We start from the raw sequence: 13,992 nt of genomic DNA, 5'->3' as shown, positions 1-13,992 counted from the left end.
TGTCGATCGGAGTTAGTGCTTCAGCTGTCGGCCGGAGTTAGTGCTTTAGCACTTACTCCGATCCCATGCGGGCGGCGCGGTGTGCGCACCGCCTTTGTGTTATCGGGCCGCTTATTTTGCGCTCAAATGGCCCGTGTTTTCCTTCAAACGTGGCGCGCGATCACCATCCGCTGGACTTCGCTGGTTCCTTCGTAAATCTGCGTGATGCGAGCGTCGCGGTAATGGCGCTCCACCGCATAGTCCTCGAGATAGCCGTAGCCGCCGTGAATCTGGATCGCCTTCGAGCAGATCTCCTCGGCCAGTTCCGACGCGAACAGCTTGGCCTGCGACGCCTCCGACAAGCATGGCTTACCTTCCGTGCGCAGCCGCGCCGCGTGATGCACCAGCAGCCGCGCGGCGTTCAGACGCGTCGCCATATCGGCGAGCATGTTGGCGATGGTCTGATGATCCTTCAGCGCCTTGCCGAACTGGATGCGTTCGTTCGCGTAGAGGCGCGCGGCATCGAACGCGGCCCGCGCGATGCCGACCGCCTGCGCGGCGATGCCGATGCGCCCGCCTTCGAGATTCGACAGCGCGATGCGCAAGCCTTCGCCCGGTTCGCCGAGCAGATTGGCTTCGGGCACGGCGCAGTCGTCGAGCGAAATCGGGCAGGTGTCGGACGCGCGAATGCCGAGCTTGTGTTCCGGCTTGCCGACCTTGAAGCCCGGCGTATCGGTCGGCACGATAAAGGCCGACAAGCCGCGCTTGCCGCGATCCGGATCGGTGACGGCGAACACGATCGCAAGGTCGGCGCGCGCGCCGTTGGTCACGAACTGCTTGCTGCCGTTGAGAATCCACTTGCCGTCGCGCAGCACGGCGCGGGTGCGCAGATTGTTCGCCTCCGAGCCGGCTTGCGGCTCGGTCAGACAGAACGCGCCGATGCGGCGGCCGGTGGCGAGGTCGTGCAGATAGCGGTCTTTCTGCGCATCCGTGCCGAAGTTCAGAATCGGTCCGCAGCCGACCGAGTTGTGCACGCTCATCAGCGTCGCACACGCGGCACAGCCGGCAGCGATCTCTTCGAGCGCGAGTGCATAGGCCACGTAGTCGGTATAGGAGCCGCCCCATTCCGACGGCACGATCATGCCGAGAAAACCGAGTTCGCCCATCTGCGCGACGACCTCCGCGGGCAGCTTCGCGTCGCGGTCCCACTGCGCGGCGTTCGGTGCGAGGCGCTCGGAGGCGAAGTCGCGCGCGGCGTCGCGGATCATGCGTTGTTCGTCGGTGTAGAAATTGTCCATGGGCTCGATCCTGTCTTTTGCGCCTGCTCACGCCCCCGGTGTGGCATCCGGCTCGCGAACGGTTGAGGCAAGTGTAGGCAAGCGGCTGGGCAGGTTCGATGCTCAGCCCGATCATTCTGGCTGAGCGCATTTGCCATACTGCTACTATGCAAACCCGATTCGGGCCGCATCTTCAAGGGCTTGGCGAATCGCCACAGGGAAAACACTGAGCGTAATTGCCAGATGCACCAGATGCACCAGACATGCCAGACACGCCGGACACTCATGAGAAACGATAAAGGCACGATTTCCGTCAGCCTGGTCGAGGAAACGCTAGCGCTGGCGCGCGCCCGCGGTCTCGATGCGCTGCCGCTCGCCGAAGCCGCCGGCATCGCGCCGCCGATGCTGGCGTCGCCGAAAAGCCGGGTGTCGTCGGCGCAATACGGCGCGCTGTGGGCCGGCATCGCCCGCGCGCTCGACGACGAATTCTTCGGCCAGGACTCGCATCCGATGAAAAGCGGCAGCTTCATCGCGATGACGCAGACTGCGCTGACCGCGCGTAACGGCGCGCAGGCGCTCGCGCGCGCGCTCGGCTTCATGCGGCTGGTGCTGGACGACCTCGGCGCGCGGATCGAGACGAACGCGCAGCGCGTGCGGCTCAGATTCGTCGAACGCGAAGGCGCGCCGCCGCCCAGGATGTTCGCCTACGCGACCTACTTCATCCTCGTGTACGGCCTGTTGTGCTGGCTGGTCGGGCGGCGCATTCCGCTGCTCGAAGCGCGCTTTCGCTGCGCGGCGCCGCCCGCCGCGCATGAATACCGCCTGATGTTCTGCGACGACATGACGTTCGATCAGCCCGAATCCTATGTGGACCTGGCGCCGGCGTTTCTCGAGCTGCCGGTGATCCAGACGGCGACGTCGGTGAAGCCGTTCCTGCGCGACGCGCCCGGCAGCTTCATCGTCAAGTATCGCAATCCGGGTTCGCTCGCCGCGCGGGTACGCAAGATGCTGCGCGCGCTGCCGATGGCCGGCTGGCCCGCCGCCGATCAGATGGCGCAGCGCCTGCACGTCGCCGAGGCCACCATGCGGCGGCGTCTGAAACAGGAGGGCTACACGTATCAGTCGATCAAGGACGACTTGCGGCGCGACATCGCAATCGGCGAATTGCAGGGCACCAGCCGCACCATCGCCGACATCGCCGCTGCGGTCGGTTTTGCCGAACCGAGCGCGTTTCATCGCGCGTTTCGCAAGTGGACCGGCATGCGGCCGACTGATTACCGGCCGGCGCGCACGGACTTCACGCGCCGCGCGGAATCGGACTAAGCTGTAAGAAGCAGGCCAGCCTTTTTTGGGGTTCCGGCCCGCGCCGGTCGATACCCGTCGACGCGGCGTGACGGCCGTCAGCGATGAGCACGTATCAGCGTCTCCCGTTCCGGCAGTCCGGTCCACATCGTCCGCTTATCCGTGGCGCAATCGTGGGCCGGTTGGTGCGCGGCATCACCGCGCTCGGCGTACTGTTGACGTTTGCAGCCACGCTCCCCGTCGCCCACCCGCCGCTTCAGGCCGCCGCAGCGCCCAATGAAATCGTCGTGATTCCGGTGAGCGGCGCGATCGGTCCGGCCAGCGCCGATTTCATCGTGCGCGGCCTGCAACGGGCAGCCGACGAACGCGCCCAACTTGCCGTGCTGCAACTCGACACGCCAGGCGGGCTGGATACGTCGATGCGGCAGATCATCAAGGCCATTCTCGGCTCGCCGGTGCCGGTCGCGACCTTCATCAGCCCGAGCGGCGCGCGGGCGGCGAGCGCCGGCACCTACATCGTGTACGCCAGCCACATCGCGGCAATGGCGCCGGGCACCAATCTCGGCGCGGCAACGCCCGTGCAGTTGGGCATCGGCGGTGCGGAGCCGCCAGGCGGGGCACCGGGAACCCCCGGAATACCCGGCACACCCAGAACCGCGCCCGCGACGCCGGCCTCAACCAGTGCGGCAAGCTCGGCCAATGCAGCCAGTTCCGCCAGCGCCGCAAGCGGCGCGCTGCCGCTCGACACTCAATCGACCGAAATGCGCAAACAGGTCCATGACGCCGCCGCTTACATCCGCGGCCTCGCGCAAATGCGCGGGCGCAATACGGACTGGGCCGAACGCGCGGTGCGCGAAGCCGTCAGCCTGTCGGCGAGCGATGCGCTCGCGCAGCACGTCGTCGATCTGATTGCGCGCGACGTGCCCGATCTGCTGCGCCAGGTCGACGGCCGCACGATCAACACGATCCGCGGCAACGTCAAACTCAGCACCGCCGGCGCACCGGTCGTCACGCTCGAAGCCGACTGGCGCAGCCACTTCCTCGCGGTCATCACCGATCCGAACGTCGCGCTGATTCTGTTGATGTTGGGCATGTACGGCCTGTTCTTCGAATTCGCCAACCCGGGCTTTGTGCTGCCTGGCGTGGTCGGCGCGATCAGTCTGCTGATCGGGCTCTTCGCGATGCAAATGCTGCCGGTCAACTATGTCGGCTTGAGCCTGATCTTTCTTGGCATCGCGTTCCTGATCGCCGAAGCGTTTTTGCCGACCTTCGGCTCGCTGGGCTTCGGCGGCGTGGTTGCGTTCGTGATCGGCGCGATGATGCTGATCGATACCGATGTGCCCGGCTACGGCATTCCGCTGCCGATGATCGCCGCCGTCGTGGTGTTCAGCGTCGCCTTCGTGTTCGCGGTGTCGAGCGTCGCGTTGCGCGCGCGACGCCGGCCCGTGGTGACCGGCTCGGAAGCGATTGTCGGCAGTCTCGGCATCGTGCTCGACGGCGGCTTGCTGCCGGACGGCGGCACGGCGGCCGGCTGGGCGCGTGTGCACGGCGAACGCTGGCGGGTGTCCAGCTCGGCGCCGCTCGCGGCGGGTCATGCGGTACGCGTCATTGCGCGGCACGGACTGACGCTGACCGTGGAGCCCGCGGAAGCAATACAACAAGGAGAACGCTCATGATCGGTTTCACATTCGGCTTCAGCAGCATACTGATTCTGCTGGTGATCATCCTGCTCGCTTCGGCGATACGGATTTTCAGGGAATACGAACGCGGCGTCGTCTTCATGCTCGGGCGCTTCTGGAAGGTCAAGGGGCCGGGGCTCGTGCTGATCATCCCGATCGTGCAACAGGTGGTGCGGATAGATCTGCGCACCGTCGTATTCGATGTGCCGCCGCAAGACGTGATCACGCGCGACAACGTCTCGGTGAAGGTCAACGCGGTAGTGTATTTCCGCGTCGTCGATCCGGAGAAAGCTGTGATCCAGGTGGCGCGCTACTTCGAAGCGACCAGCCAGTTGTCGCAGACCACGCTGCGCGCGGTGCTCGGCAAGCACGAACTCGACGAACTGCTGGCCGAGCGCGAGCAGCTGAACGCCGACATCCAGAAAGTGCTCGACACCCAGACCGACGCATGGGGCATCAAGGTGTCGATCGTCGAGATCAAGCACGTGGACATCAACGAAACCATGATTCGTGCGATTGCGCGCCAGGCCGAGGCCGAGCGCGAACGGCGCGCCAAGGTGATTCATGCGGAAGGCGAATTGCAGGCCTCGCAGCATCTGCTGGAAGCGGCGCAGACCCTCTCGAAGCAGCCGCAGGCGATGCAGTTGCGCTATCTGCAAACCCTCACGACGATTGCCGCCGACAAGAACTCGACCATCGTGTTTCCGTTGCCGGTCGATCTGCTGGGCGCGGTGCTGGATCGCCTCGGCAAGCCGTCGCAGTCCTGAGCCGCGGGTCGCTTTGGATCACTGGATGAAACGGTGCATTGCTTTTCATCGCCTTACTCGAAAGGCAGGCGAAAACTAGAATACGTGGGTCGCAGATAACCGCTCCACGGGAGCCAGTCATGAAAATCGTTTCTCGAGTTGGACTCGGCGCGCTGCTAGCCGCCGTTTGTATGAGCACTGCGTTCGCGCAGACATCGGCGCGGCCTTACGATCCGTCGGCGCCGAAAACACGTGCCGAAGTGAAAGCCGATCTGGCCGCATGGCGCGCCGCCGGCTACGATCCGCTCGACTGGATCAACTACCCGGACAACGCGCAACGCGCGGGCCGCATCGTCGCCGCGCGGCGGGCGCAGGAATCAGGCGGGAGCGTGACGCAGTAAATAAAGCTTGACCGCGGCATGCCGGGCCGCCCGCGATTGCAATGACCGCGGGCCATGTTGGCCTCGCATGCCGCGCGCATGAGTTTTCCTTTTGCGGTTTTCCTTGCGGTTTTCCTTGCGGTTTTCCTTGCGGTTTTCCTTGCGGTTTTCCTTGCGGTTTTCCTTGCGGCTTTCCTTGCCGCCTCCCTGCCGCCTCCCTGCCTGAATCCGTTTCACCCGCAACGCCGCGCAACCGTTCCATCTGGCTTCATCTTTCGCCGCTCGTTTGAAAGCCGGCCGCGTCGCGCCCGAACATCGTCAATTCGCTTGCCGCTCCGCCCGACGCGCTGGCAAGGTATCATCTCGCCCCTTTCATCCCCGCAGCCGGAATCCGAACGATGCCAATCCGGGTAGACGCCGACGCCTGTCCGGTCGTGATCAAGGAGATGCTGTTTCGCGCGGCGCGCCGCACGGGCGGCCGGACTTCAGCGCCGCTTCGGACGGCACGCCGGCACGCCCATCCGCGGTTGATCCGCTATACATCGCACGCCCCAACAAGAATCACTTTTGAAACGACGAGAGACGCGCCTCATGGACTCGATAAATCGCTACTTCGGCCTCGACGCCGCCGGCACCAACGTACGCACTGAAGTGCTCGCCGGACTGACCACCTTTCTGACGATGGCCTACATCATCTTCGTCAACCCGGCGATTCTCGGCGACGCCGGCATGCCGAAAGACGCGGTGTTCGTCGCGACCTGCATCGTGGCCGCGCTGGCCTCGCTGATCATGGGCTTCTACGCGAACTATCCGATCGCGCTCGCGCCCGGCATGGGCCTGAACGCGTACTTTGCGTACACGGTGGTCAAGGGCATGGGCTTCACCTGGCAGGCCGCGCTCGGCGCGGTGTTCATCTCCGGGTGCCTGTTCCTGATCGTCACGCTGATTCGCGTGCGCGAAGTGATCGTCAACGGGATTCCGCGTTCGATCCGCATTGCGATTACCGGCGGCATCGGGCTCTTCCTGGCGATCATTTCGCTGAAGACGGCCGGCGTGGTGGTCGGCAATCCGGCCACACTCGTCGCGCTCGGCGATCTGCACAACCCGCATGTGATTCTCGCCATCGTTGGCTTCTTCGCGATCGTCACGCTCGACTATCTGCGGGTGCGCGGCGCGATCCTGATCGGCATCGTCGGGGTGACGGTGCTGAGCTTTTTCTTTGGCGGCAATCAGTTTCACGGCGTCGTCTCCGCGCCGCCGTCGATCGCGCCGACGCTGTTCCAGCTCGACATTCGCGGCGCGCTCTCCACAGGCGTGCTGAACGTGATTCTCGTGTTCTTCCTCGTCGAACTGTTCGACGCGACCGGTACGCTGATGGGCGTGGCCAACCGCGCTGGCCTGCTGGTCGAAGGCAAGATGCACCGGCTCAATCGCGCACTGCTCGCCGACAGCACGGCGATTCTCGCCGGCTCGATGCTCGGCACCTCGTCGACCACGGCGTACATCGAAAGCGCGTCGGGCGTGCAGGCAGGCGGGCGCACCGGCGTGACGGCGATCACCGTCGCTGTGCTGTTTCTCGCGGCGCTATTTTTCGCGCCGCTGGCGGGCGTGGTGCCCGGCTATGCGACGGCGCCGGCGCTGCTGTACGTGTCGTGCCTGATGCTGCGCGAAATGCTCGACCTGCCGTGGGACGACGCCACCGAAGTCGTGCCGGCCGCGCTGACCGCGCTGCTGATGCCGTTCACCTACTCGATCGCCAATGGCGTCGCGTTCGGCTTTATCTCCTACGCCGGGCTGAAACTGCTGACGGGGCAGGCGCGCAAAGTCAAGCTGGTGGTGTGGATCATCGCGGCGATCTTCCTGTTTCGCTACTTCTACCTTGGCAGCGAGTAATCGCGGAGGCTCGCGGCGTGGCAGCTCGCGGCGCGGCGGCTCGCGGCGCGCCGAGGCGCGAAGCGGTTGGCGTCGGATAGTACGGTCAGTGCCGGTTCGGTCTGGATCAACGAATCGGACGCTGCGGCGGATGGTTTGATGGTTTTTTCCCGCGCGTGAGTACACGAGGACACCCGCGCAGGCGGCGTGAACGGCCGCTGCCGGTTGGTTTTGCTGGCGCCGCGCCCTGGGTTTGCGTTGGTTGCCCTGGTTAGGTTAGCGCGGCGTTCTTCTCTGCTTTTCAGCCAGTCGGCGCGTCTTCCTTCAGTTGCGCCAGTTTGCTTCGTAGAAACGCACGTAACCGCTGCGGAGTATCAGGCATTGCGCTCTCGTTTCCGACAGCAGACGCCGCGTGGCCGCCTCGATGCGGGCCCGGTGCGCGTCGAATGCGCCGATCATGTCCTCGATGCGCGGCGATGCGGCGCCGAAATGGTCCTCGAGCGCCTCGGCGGTGATCATGCACTCCACCCTCTCTCCATCGACCATCGCCGGGAACGCCAAGGTAAGTTCGCGCCCTGAATATTCAGGGGATTCGTTCGGGAATAGGATCTGCATGGGAGTCACCTTAATGGTTGGGTGGCGCGCATTCATGATTGGGTGCTGCGCACGCTAGTCTGATGGAGTCGCGCTTTTTGCCTTTCTTTCCCTCCTTTTCGGATGCCGATGGCGCGGGCTTGTCACCCCTATGCGTCAATGGCGCAGTTCGCGCCTCGCGGAGGTGATTGGATTCACTTTAGACGAGTTGTAGCGTGGTGCAAGTTTTTCCTTTTTTTGTTTGATTTTCCGGCTTTATGGGGTGGTTTTTGCTGGGCGTAACCCGGCTGTTTTTGGCCTTTCCCCGATTTGTTATTCGTTTATGAGCGGGCTACCCCGTTATTTTTCCGCGCGGCGCGGTCTTCGCTTCGTCCTGTAATATCAGGGTTCGGCCGTCGCAGCTTATGTTGCGCTGCGCAACGACAACGGCGGGCAACGTACCCGCCGTGTCCGTATAACCGGAGACATGCCTTGATCCATCGCCCTGCCTCGCCGCCCATCACCGGTCGGCCAGATGTCATCGCGCAAGCTCATGCGCGCTCGATCGAACTCGGTCTGCGCGCGTCGGAAACGCCGGATTTTCATCCGCTGCGCCAGCCGGCGCTGCGTGAGCTCGTCGATCGGAACCAGTCGCTCTATATCCACGCTCTCCCGGTCATGGAGACGCTCCACGCGCAGATCGTCGACACCCAAAGCATGGTGCTCCTTACCGATAATCACGGGGTCATCCTGCATAGTCTCGGCGATAGCGACTTCGTCGAAAAAGCCAATCGCGTCGCGCTATGTCCCGGCGTTTCCTGGGCGGAGGCGGATCGCGGGACGAACGCCATCGGCACGGCGCTGGTCGACGGGCAACCCACCGTCGTGCATGCAGAGGAACACTTTCTGCACGCCAACCGGATTCTCACCTGCTCGTGCACGCCAATCGCAGATCCGTTCGGGCGCACCATCGGCGCACTCGATGTGAGCGGCGACACGCGCGGCTTTCACAAGCACACGCTGGCGCTCGTGCGGATGTCGGCGCAGATGATCGAAAATCATCTGTTCTCCAATCAATTCGCGGACTCGATCCGCATCCACTTTCATGCGCGTGCGGAATTCATCGGCACGCTGTTCGAAGGGCTCGCGGCGTTCGCAGCCGATGGCACGTTTCTGTCGGCCAATCGCAGTGCTCTGTTTCAGTTCGGCCAGCCGCTCGCCGCTCTGCAAAGGCAGCCGTTCGACGCGCTGTTCGGCCTCGCCTTCGCCACGCTGTTGCAGCAGACAAGCCGCGCACCAGGCGAGAGCATCGTACTCACGCTGCCAAGCGGCGTGCGCGTGGTGGCGCGCGGCGAATTTACGGCGCCGCGCTACATCGCGCCGGCCGACGGCTTCGCTGCCTCGTCGCGTATGGCGGCTTCGGCTGGAACGCGATCCAGCGCCCGTCCGTTCGAACCCGCACCTCTGGCGACGCTCGAAACACTCGACACCGGCGACGCGCAAGTCGCCGCGATCTTGCAGCGGGTCGCGAAGCTGCGCGGTCGCGATATCCCGACTCTGGTGCTCGGCAAAACCGGCACCGGCAAGGAATGGCTCGCCCGCGCGATCCATCACGATTCGCCGCGCCGGGCCGCGCCCTTCGTCGCGCTGAATTGCGCGTCGTTGCCGGATACGCTGATCGAAGCGGAGTTGTTCGGTTACGAAGACGGCGCGTTCACCGGCGCCAAAAAACGCGGCAGCGTCGGCAAGATCGTGCAGGCCGATGGCGGCACGCTGTTTCTCGACGAAATCGGCGACATGCCGCTCGCGCAACAAGTGCGGCTGATGCGTGTGCTGCAGGAGCGCACCGTCGTGCCGCTCGGCGGCACAAGGGCGATTCCGGTCGATCTGCGCATCGTCTGCGCAACCCACCGCAACCTGCGCGCGATGATCGAAGCCGGCACCTTCCGCGAGGACCTGTATTACCGGATCAACGGACTCGTCGTGACCTTGCCGGCGCTGCGCGATCGCACCGATCTGGCGGCGCTCGTCACACGCATGCTGGAATTGCAGCCCGATCGCGAACGCTTGCCGCGACGCGTGTCCGAGGCCGTGCTCGGGCGGTTTGCGCAATGCCGCTGGCCGGGCAATCTGCGGCAACTGGCGAACGTGCTGCGCACCGCGAGCATCATGGCCGAAGGCGCACAGCAGATCGAACTCGAAGATTTGCCGGAAGACTTCCTGCAGGACTGTATCGATGCCGCGTCCGACGGCGTCTCGGAGCCGCCCGCATCGGTTCCGTGCAACGGCAACCGCGCGCCTGCTGCAATGCCCGCCCGCATGGAGGACTGGCAGACCACGTTGATCGCGCAGACGCTCGCGCGGCTCGACGGCAACGTGTCGGCGGCAGCCCGCGAACTCGGGCTCGCGCGCAATACGGTCTACCGCTACCTGAGGCGCGCAAGCACGCACTGAAAGCGCAACAGCGACGCGTGCGGACTGAATATGAGCGTGACGGGCGCAGGGTGAGCGTCGCTCGCACCGTGTAAAGTGTGGCGCAATCAGTCACCGCTCCACACGATGTCCGACCCTACCCGCCCGCATCTCGTTCGTGTCGAACCGCTCGGCCAGACCTTCGAAGCGCCCGACTCGCTGACGATCCTCGAAGCCGCCGGTTTCGCCGTCCTGCGCCTGCCGCGCTCGTGCCGCAACGGAACTTGCCGCACGTGCCTCTGCAAAATGACCGCGGGACGTGTGCGCTACACGATCGAATGGCCGGGTCTAAGCCGGGAGGAAAAAGCGGAAGGCTATATCCTGCCGTGCGTGGCAATCGCGGAAACCGATGTGGTGATCGAAGCGCCCGACGCGGTCGAATCGCCGCCGCGCTGAGACCTGCGCCGCGCCGGCCCGCTCCTGCGGCACCGGCGTCCACGAGCGCGGCGGCGAACGCCGCCGCGAGCCTTAACGCCGGGCGCCCATCGCCCGTTCGATTTTCTTGTCGGTGTTGTACTGGCTGAGCGCGTACACCGACCAGATTGCGGCCGGAATCCAGCCGATCAACGTGATCTGCAAGATCAGGCAGATGATCCCGGCAACCGGACGGCCGATCGTGAAGAACTGAAACCACGGCAGAATGATGGCGAGCAATAGACGCATTCAGATTTCCTGTTTTTTCATTCGACCCGGCACGCGCGTATTCGCGTGAGCAGGCCTGTCAATCGATCGGCGCAAAGCGCGGCGCCTTGCCGCCGTCGTGCTCGACCAGCTCGAAAAATACCGAAGCCGGACGCGTCCAGATCGTACCATTGCTGGCTTTGTAGACGATCATGGTGACCGTCGGATCGGACTCCAGCGTAGCCTCGCAAAGCAGTTCGTAAATGCCGCCTTTGTAGTGCCGGTAACGCACCATTCGAATCCTCCTTGAATTGAAAACCTCAGCGTTTCCTGGCTGCAATTGACATTTGCGCCCGGCCCCAATCAGCCGCCCTCTTTCATCTGCTTCAGAATCTTGTAGACGGTCGCGCGCCCCATCGTCAGCACGGCGGCTACGTAGTTCGCGGAACTGCGGCCACGAAACGCGCCTTGCGCGTGCAACGCCTCGACGATCTCCCGCTTGTGTTCGCGCGTGAGTGCATTGACGCCGATTTGCCGCTCGCGCAGCCAGCCGTGCAAAAACGTGTTGATCCGGTCTTGCCAGTCGTCGCGAAACAGCTCTTCCGCGGGCGCGTCCGTCAGATTGCCGCCTTTGATGAACAGATCGAGCGTCGAGCGCACGTCTTCGAACACCGCGATATTGAAGTTCACGCACAGCATGCCGGCGGGCTTGCCTTCGTCGTCGAACAGGATGTTGCTCACGCAGCGCATGCGCCGCCCGTCCCAATTGAGCTTTTCGTACGGCCCGATGGTCCGGCCGCGCGCCGCGAAGTGGATTTCGTCGAGCACCGAGGGGCCGCCGACTTCCAGCTTCGACAGATTGTTCACGAGGTACGCAATGGTCTGGTCATGCAGGTCGTGAATCACGACTTCGGCGCACGGATAGAACAGCGCGGCGATGCCGTCCGCGATGGGTGCGTAGCGGTCCAGCAGCAGGTCTTTCACAGCAGAGACTTTTGTCTTGCGCATTGGGGAATCGCGGTCGTCGAGGTAAGCGGCGGCGCTCCGCACCGGTGAGCCGATACGGGAGCGCCAAGGTTAAAACCAGCAGGCCGGGCCAGCCCGACAAGGTCGGCCGGCCCGGCACGTCAGCTCGCCATTGTAGCCACCCCGATCGGCGGCGGCGACCGCGGCGGCATTTGCGAAAGCGCCGCGATCGGCGCTATCGCGGGCGATGGTTCGCGTCTGGCCACAATCTTGTGTTGGCGCGCCGGCACACGGCGAATTTTGTCCGCTTGGCGAGCGATTTTTTTTCGTGCGATAAAAGAACCATCTATTTCACGGAGCAACAGATGGCCACGCTCGAAGCGTTTCGCGCCGTGCTCGATGACGAAGGCACGCCGGAAATCATCCGCAATCACATCATTGATTCACTGCAATACACGCTGCGCAATCACGGGCAGATTTTTACGTCGAAGGAAGTCGAATGGCTGGCCGGCTGGGATGACGCGCGCATTCCGCTCGCGGCGTCGCGCGAGTTGCAGAAGCGCGTCGCCGAAACCTCCCGCTGAGCACCGCCCTGCCGCTTCATCGCCACCGCCACCCGCCTTCGCCCGCCACCGCCCCAACCAGGCCACCAGGCCATGCCGCTGATGGCCTGCCGGCAATCCGCCGGCGCGCCGCACGCGGACGGTCTTTCCCGCCCAAAGCCCCGTCGGCTGGGCGGCTTGCCCTTGCGCGGAACTTTTCGCTATCCAATTAGCCCCATTTAGTGCATCATATTGGAATAGCTGTATCCCGCGTCTGTTGCACCGAAGTCTCAAATCGGCTTCTCCGCACCACCCCCGACTGTTCGATCGCCGCCTGTCGGCGATCCCGTCACTCCGGCAATGCGCCGCATGCATTCGCCGTCGCGAGTTGTGCAGCTGAGTTGTTCAGCTTTTACGCGCCCGATGTCTGCGCGACATCAGCGTGTTTCTTCTCCATCGAATCCGCGATTTTGCGCGGCCGCGCTCAAGCCCTTGCCATCGGGCCTGTGCCAACCTTTTTCCATGGCGGCGCGCCCCAAGGCGCTGCGCTGCCCGGCCCGTCGTGCCGCGCGTAACACGCGTGACACGGCAGCCACGTAATACAGGACATGTGCTTCATGAATTCAGCTGTCAAGACCTACAAGGGTTACGAAATTCACCCGCTCGTCTATCCGCGCCGCCCGACCGACGCGCAGACAGGCCGCAATCCGGACGCGGGCTACGACGCATCGGTGCGCATTTGCCGCGTCGGCGCCAATCCGGCGGCCGACGGCCGCGTGTTCCGCCTGCAATATCTGTTTCCGTTCGACGGCACGGGCAAGGCACGCATTGCGTGCATGGCGCACGCCGAGCAACTGATCGACGGCCGTATCGACGGCCAGTCGGTCGCCGATCTTTGAGCGGCAGCTTCAGCGCATTCGCTGCGGTTGCCGCACGACGGGGCGCTCGTGAGCCTTCCGTCATACGCATTGAATGTTGTGCCGACCGGCAACGCCTATCGGCCAACACCCATTTATCCCATCGACCAGGAGTTATGCATGGCGAAAGAAGAACTGCTTGAACTTGACGGTATCGTCGACGAAGTACTTCCGGATAGCCGTTACCGCGTGACGCTCGACAACGGCGTCGTGGTTGGCGCTTACGCGTCCGGACGCATGCGCAAGAACCACATCCGTATCCTCGCGGGCGACCGCGTGACGCTGGAACTGTCGGTTTACGATCTGACCAAAGGCCGGATCAATTTCCGTCACAAAGACGAGCGCGCCACCGGTGGCGGTGCCGCCCGCAATACGCAATTCCGCCGTCGTTGATGCCGGCGGCACGCTGACCGCGCTTTTTGACCGCTTTCCGAGCGGTTGCCGCGTGACGATTGCCCGATTGCTGCTAGTTGTTCGCGAAGCCTCTCGCGCGCCTTCTCCGGCTTGACTCGACGAAGCCGACTTCGATGTCGGCTTCGATTCCGGCCTGAGCGGCGCGCCGCGGCATCGCATGAGTTGCAGGCTATATGAGGTGAGGCCGAGCGCTTTGCCGGTCTTCGGCACGCTGGCGTCAACTCGTGCTTCAGTTCAAGCTCCAGCGCCTCG

The 13,992-nt window shown here is 64.1% G+C and carries 16 protein-coding genes and 1 pseudogene; 11 read left to right on the top strand and 6 right to left on the bottom strand.

Annotation, left to right across the window (positions count from 1 at the left end; all coding sequences use genetic code 11):
* Nucleotides 1–143: 143 nt before the first annotated feature.
* Nucleotides 144–1,277 (bottom strand): acyl-CoA dehydrogenase, encoded by a 1,134-nt coding sequence (locus AC3WLT_RS01515; protein WP_492590066.1) that lies wholly within the window; start codon nucleotides 1,275–1,277, stop codon nucleotides 144–146.
* 264 nt (nucleotides 1,278–1,541) lie between these two features.
* Between AC3WLT_RS01515 and AC3WLT_RS01510 the strand changes: the two genes are divergently transcribed.
* From AC3WLT_RS01510 to AC3WLT_RS01495, 4 genes are all read left to right on the top strand, one after another.
* On the top strand, nucleotides 1,542–2,579 hold the full coding sequence (locus AC3WLT_RS01510) for an AraC family transcriptional regulator (RefSeq protein ID WP_492590064.1): 1,038 nt from the start codon (nucleotides 1,542–1,544) through the stop codon (nucleotides 2,577–2,579).
* 83 nt (nucleotides 2,580–2,662) lie between these two features.
* A complete protein-coding gene (locus tag AC3WLT_RS01505; RefSeq protein WP_492590062.1) occupies nucleotides 2,663–4,234 on the top strand; it encodes an NfeD family protein in 1,572 nt (523 codons plus the stop codon).
* Nucleotides 4,231–5,004 carry a slipin family protein gene (locus AC3WLT_RS01500; protein ID WP_492590060.1) on the top strand — a complete coding sequence of 258 codons (774 nt, stop codon included), beginning with the start codon at nucleotides 4,231–4,233 and terminating at the stop codon, nucleotides 5,002–5,004. The genes AC3WLT_RS01505 and AC3WLT_RS01500 overlap by 4 nt, the downstream gene beginning before the upstream one ends.
* Nucleotides 5,005–5,123: 119 nt before the next feature.
* A complete protein-coding gene (locus tag AC3WLT_RS01495; protein WP_492590058.1) occupies nucleotides 5,124–5,384 on the top strand; it encodes a DUF4148 domain-containing protein in 261 nt (86 codons plus the stop codon).
* Here the strand turns inward: AC3WLT_RS01495 and AC3WLT_RS01490 are convergent.
* Nucleotides 5,361–5,600: a hypothetical protein gene (locus AC3WLT_RS01490; RefSeq protein ID WP_492590056.1), complete on the bottom strand. Its 240-nt coding sequence runs from the start codon at nucleotides 5,598–5,600 to the stop codon at nucleotides 5,361–5,363. The two genes, AC3WLT_RS01495 and AC3WLT_RS01490, sit on opposite strands and share 24 nt — an antisense overlap.
* 161 nt (nucleotides 5,601–5,761) lie before the next feature.
* Between AC3WLT_RS01490 and AC3WLT_RS01485 the strand changes: the two are divergent.
* Both AC3WLT_RS01485 and AC3WLT_RS01480 read left to right on the top strand, forming a co-directional pair.
* Nucleotides 5,762–5,836 (top strand): annotated as a pseudogene (locus tag AC3WLT_RS01485) (YaiI/YqxD family protein); the annotation flags it as partial.
* A gap of 118 nt (nucleotides 5,837–5,954) precedes the next feature.
* A complete protein-coding gene (locus AC3WLT_RS01480) occupies nucleotides 5,955–7,256 on the top strand; it encodes an NCS2 family permease (RefSeq protein WP_492590054.1) in 1,302 nt (433 codons plus the stop codon).
* Nucleotides 7,257–7,559: 303 nt separating this feature from the next.
* Here AC3WLT_RS01480 and AC3WLT_RS01475 read toward each other — a convergent pair whose 3' ends face one another.
* The gene (locus tag AC3WLT_RS01475; protein WP_115100227.1) at nucleotides 7,560–7,850 is read right to left on the bottom strand and encodes a DUF1488 family protein; all 291 of its coding nucleotides are present in this window, start codon (nucleotides 7,848–7,850) and stop codon (nucleotides 7,560–7,562) included.
* Between the two features lie 450 nt (nucleotides 7,851–8,300).
* On the opposite strand from AC3WLT_RS01475, the gene AC3WLT_RS01470 reads away from it, so the two are divergent.
* Both AC3WLT_RS01470 and AC3WLT_RS01465 read left to right on the top strand, forming a co-directional pair.
* A complete protein-coding gene (locus tag AC3WLT_RS01470; protein ID WP_492590052.1) occupies nucleotides 8,301–10,262 on the top strand; it encodes a sigma-54-dependent Fis family transcriptional regulator in 1,962 nt (653 codons plus the stop codon).
* 105 nt (nucleotides 10,263–10,367) lie between these two features.
* On the top strand, nucleotides 10,368–10,676 hold the full coding sequence (locus AC3WLT_RS01465; protein WP_492590050.1) for a 2Fe-2S iron-sulfur cluster-binding protein: 309 nt from the start codon (nucleotides 10,368–10,370) through the stop codon (nucleotides 10,674–10,676).
* Between the two features lie 72 nt (nucleotides 10,677–10,748).
* On the opposite strand, the gene AC3WLT_RS01460 is transcribed toward AC3WLT_RS01465, so the two are convergent.
* The 3 genes from AC3WLT_RS01460 to AC3WLT_RS01450 all read right to left on the bottom strand — a co-directional run bounded on the left by AC3WLT_RS01460 (nucleotide 10,749) and on the right by AC3WLT_RS01450 (nucleotide 11,909).
* The gene (locus AC3WLT_RS01460; protein ID WP_492590048.1) at nucleotides 10,749–10,943 is read right to left on the bottom strand and encodes a YqaE/Pmp3 family membrane protein; all 195 of its coding nucleotides are present in this window, start codon (nucleotides 10,941–10,943) and stop codon (nucleotides 10,749–10,751) included.
* Between the two features lie 58 nt (nucleotides 10,944–11,001).
* Nucleotides 11,002–11,196, bottom strand: coding sequence for a DUF1653 domain-containing protein (locus AC3WLT_RS01455; protein WP_492590046.1), 195 nt, complete (start codon nucleotides 11,194–11,196; stop codon nucleotides 11,002–11,004).
* Nucleotides 11,197–11,264: 68 nt separating this feature from the next.
* Nucleotides 11,265–11,909, bottom strand: a complete 645-nt coding sequence (locus AC3WLT_RS01450; RefSeq protein ID WP_492590044.1) for a helix-turn-helix transcriptional regulator — start codon at nucleotides 11,907–11,909, stop codon at nucleotides 11,265–11,267.
* Nucleotides 11,910–12,232: 323 nt separating this feature from the next.
* On the opposite strand from AC3WLT_RS01450, the gene AC3WLT_RS01445 reads away from it, so the two are divergent.
* From AC3WLT_RS01445 to infA, 3 genes are all read left to right on the top strand, one after another.
* A complete protein-coding gene (locus tag AC3WLT_RS01445) occupies nucleotides 12,233–12,451 on the top strand; it encodes a hypothetical protein (protein WP_106277571.1) in 219 nt (72 codons plus the stop codon).
* Between the two features lie 575 nt (nucleotides 12,452–13,026).
* A complete protein-coding gene (locus tag AC3WLT_RS01440; RefSeq protein ID WP_115100326.1) occupies nucleotides 13,027–13,308 on the top strand; it encodes a hypothetical protein in 282 nt (93 codons plus the stop codon).
* 138 nt (nucleotides 13,309–13,446) lie between these two features.
* Nucleotides 13,447–13,719, top strand: a complete 273-nt coding sequence (gene infA, locus AC3WLT_RS01435; protein ID WP_492590042.1) for a translation initiation factor IF-1 — start codon at nucleotides 13,447–13,449, stop codon at nucleotides 13,717–13,719.
* Nucleotides 13,720–13,992 lie beyond the last annotated feature (273 nt).

Source organism: Paraburkholderia sp. FW306-2-2C-D06C, assembly GCF_058781505.1.
Note: the sequence above shows the minus strand (reverse complement) of the source record. Positions and strands in the feature narration are given on the sequence as shown.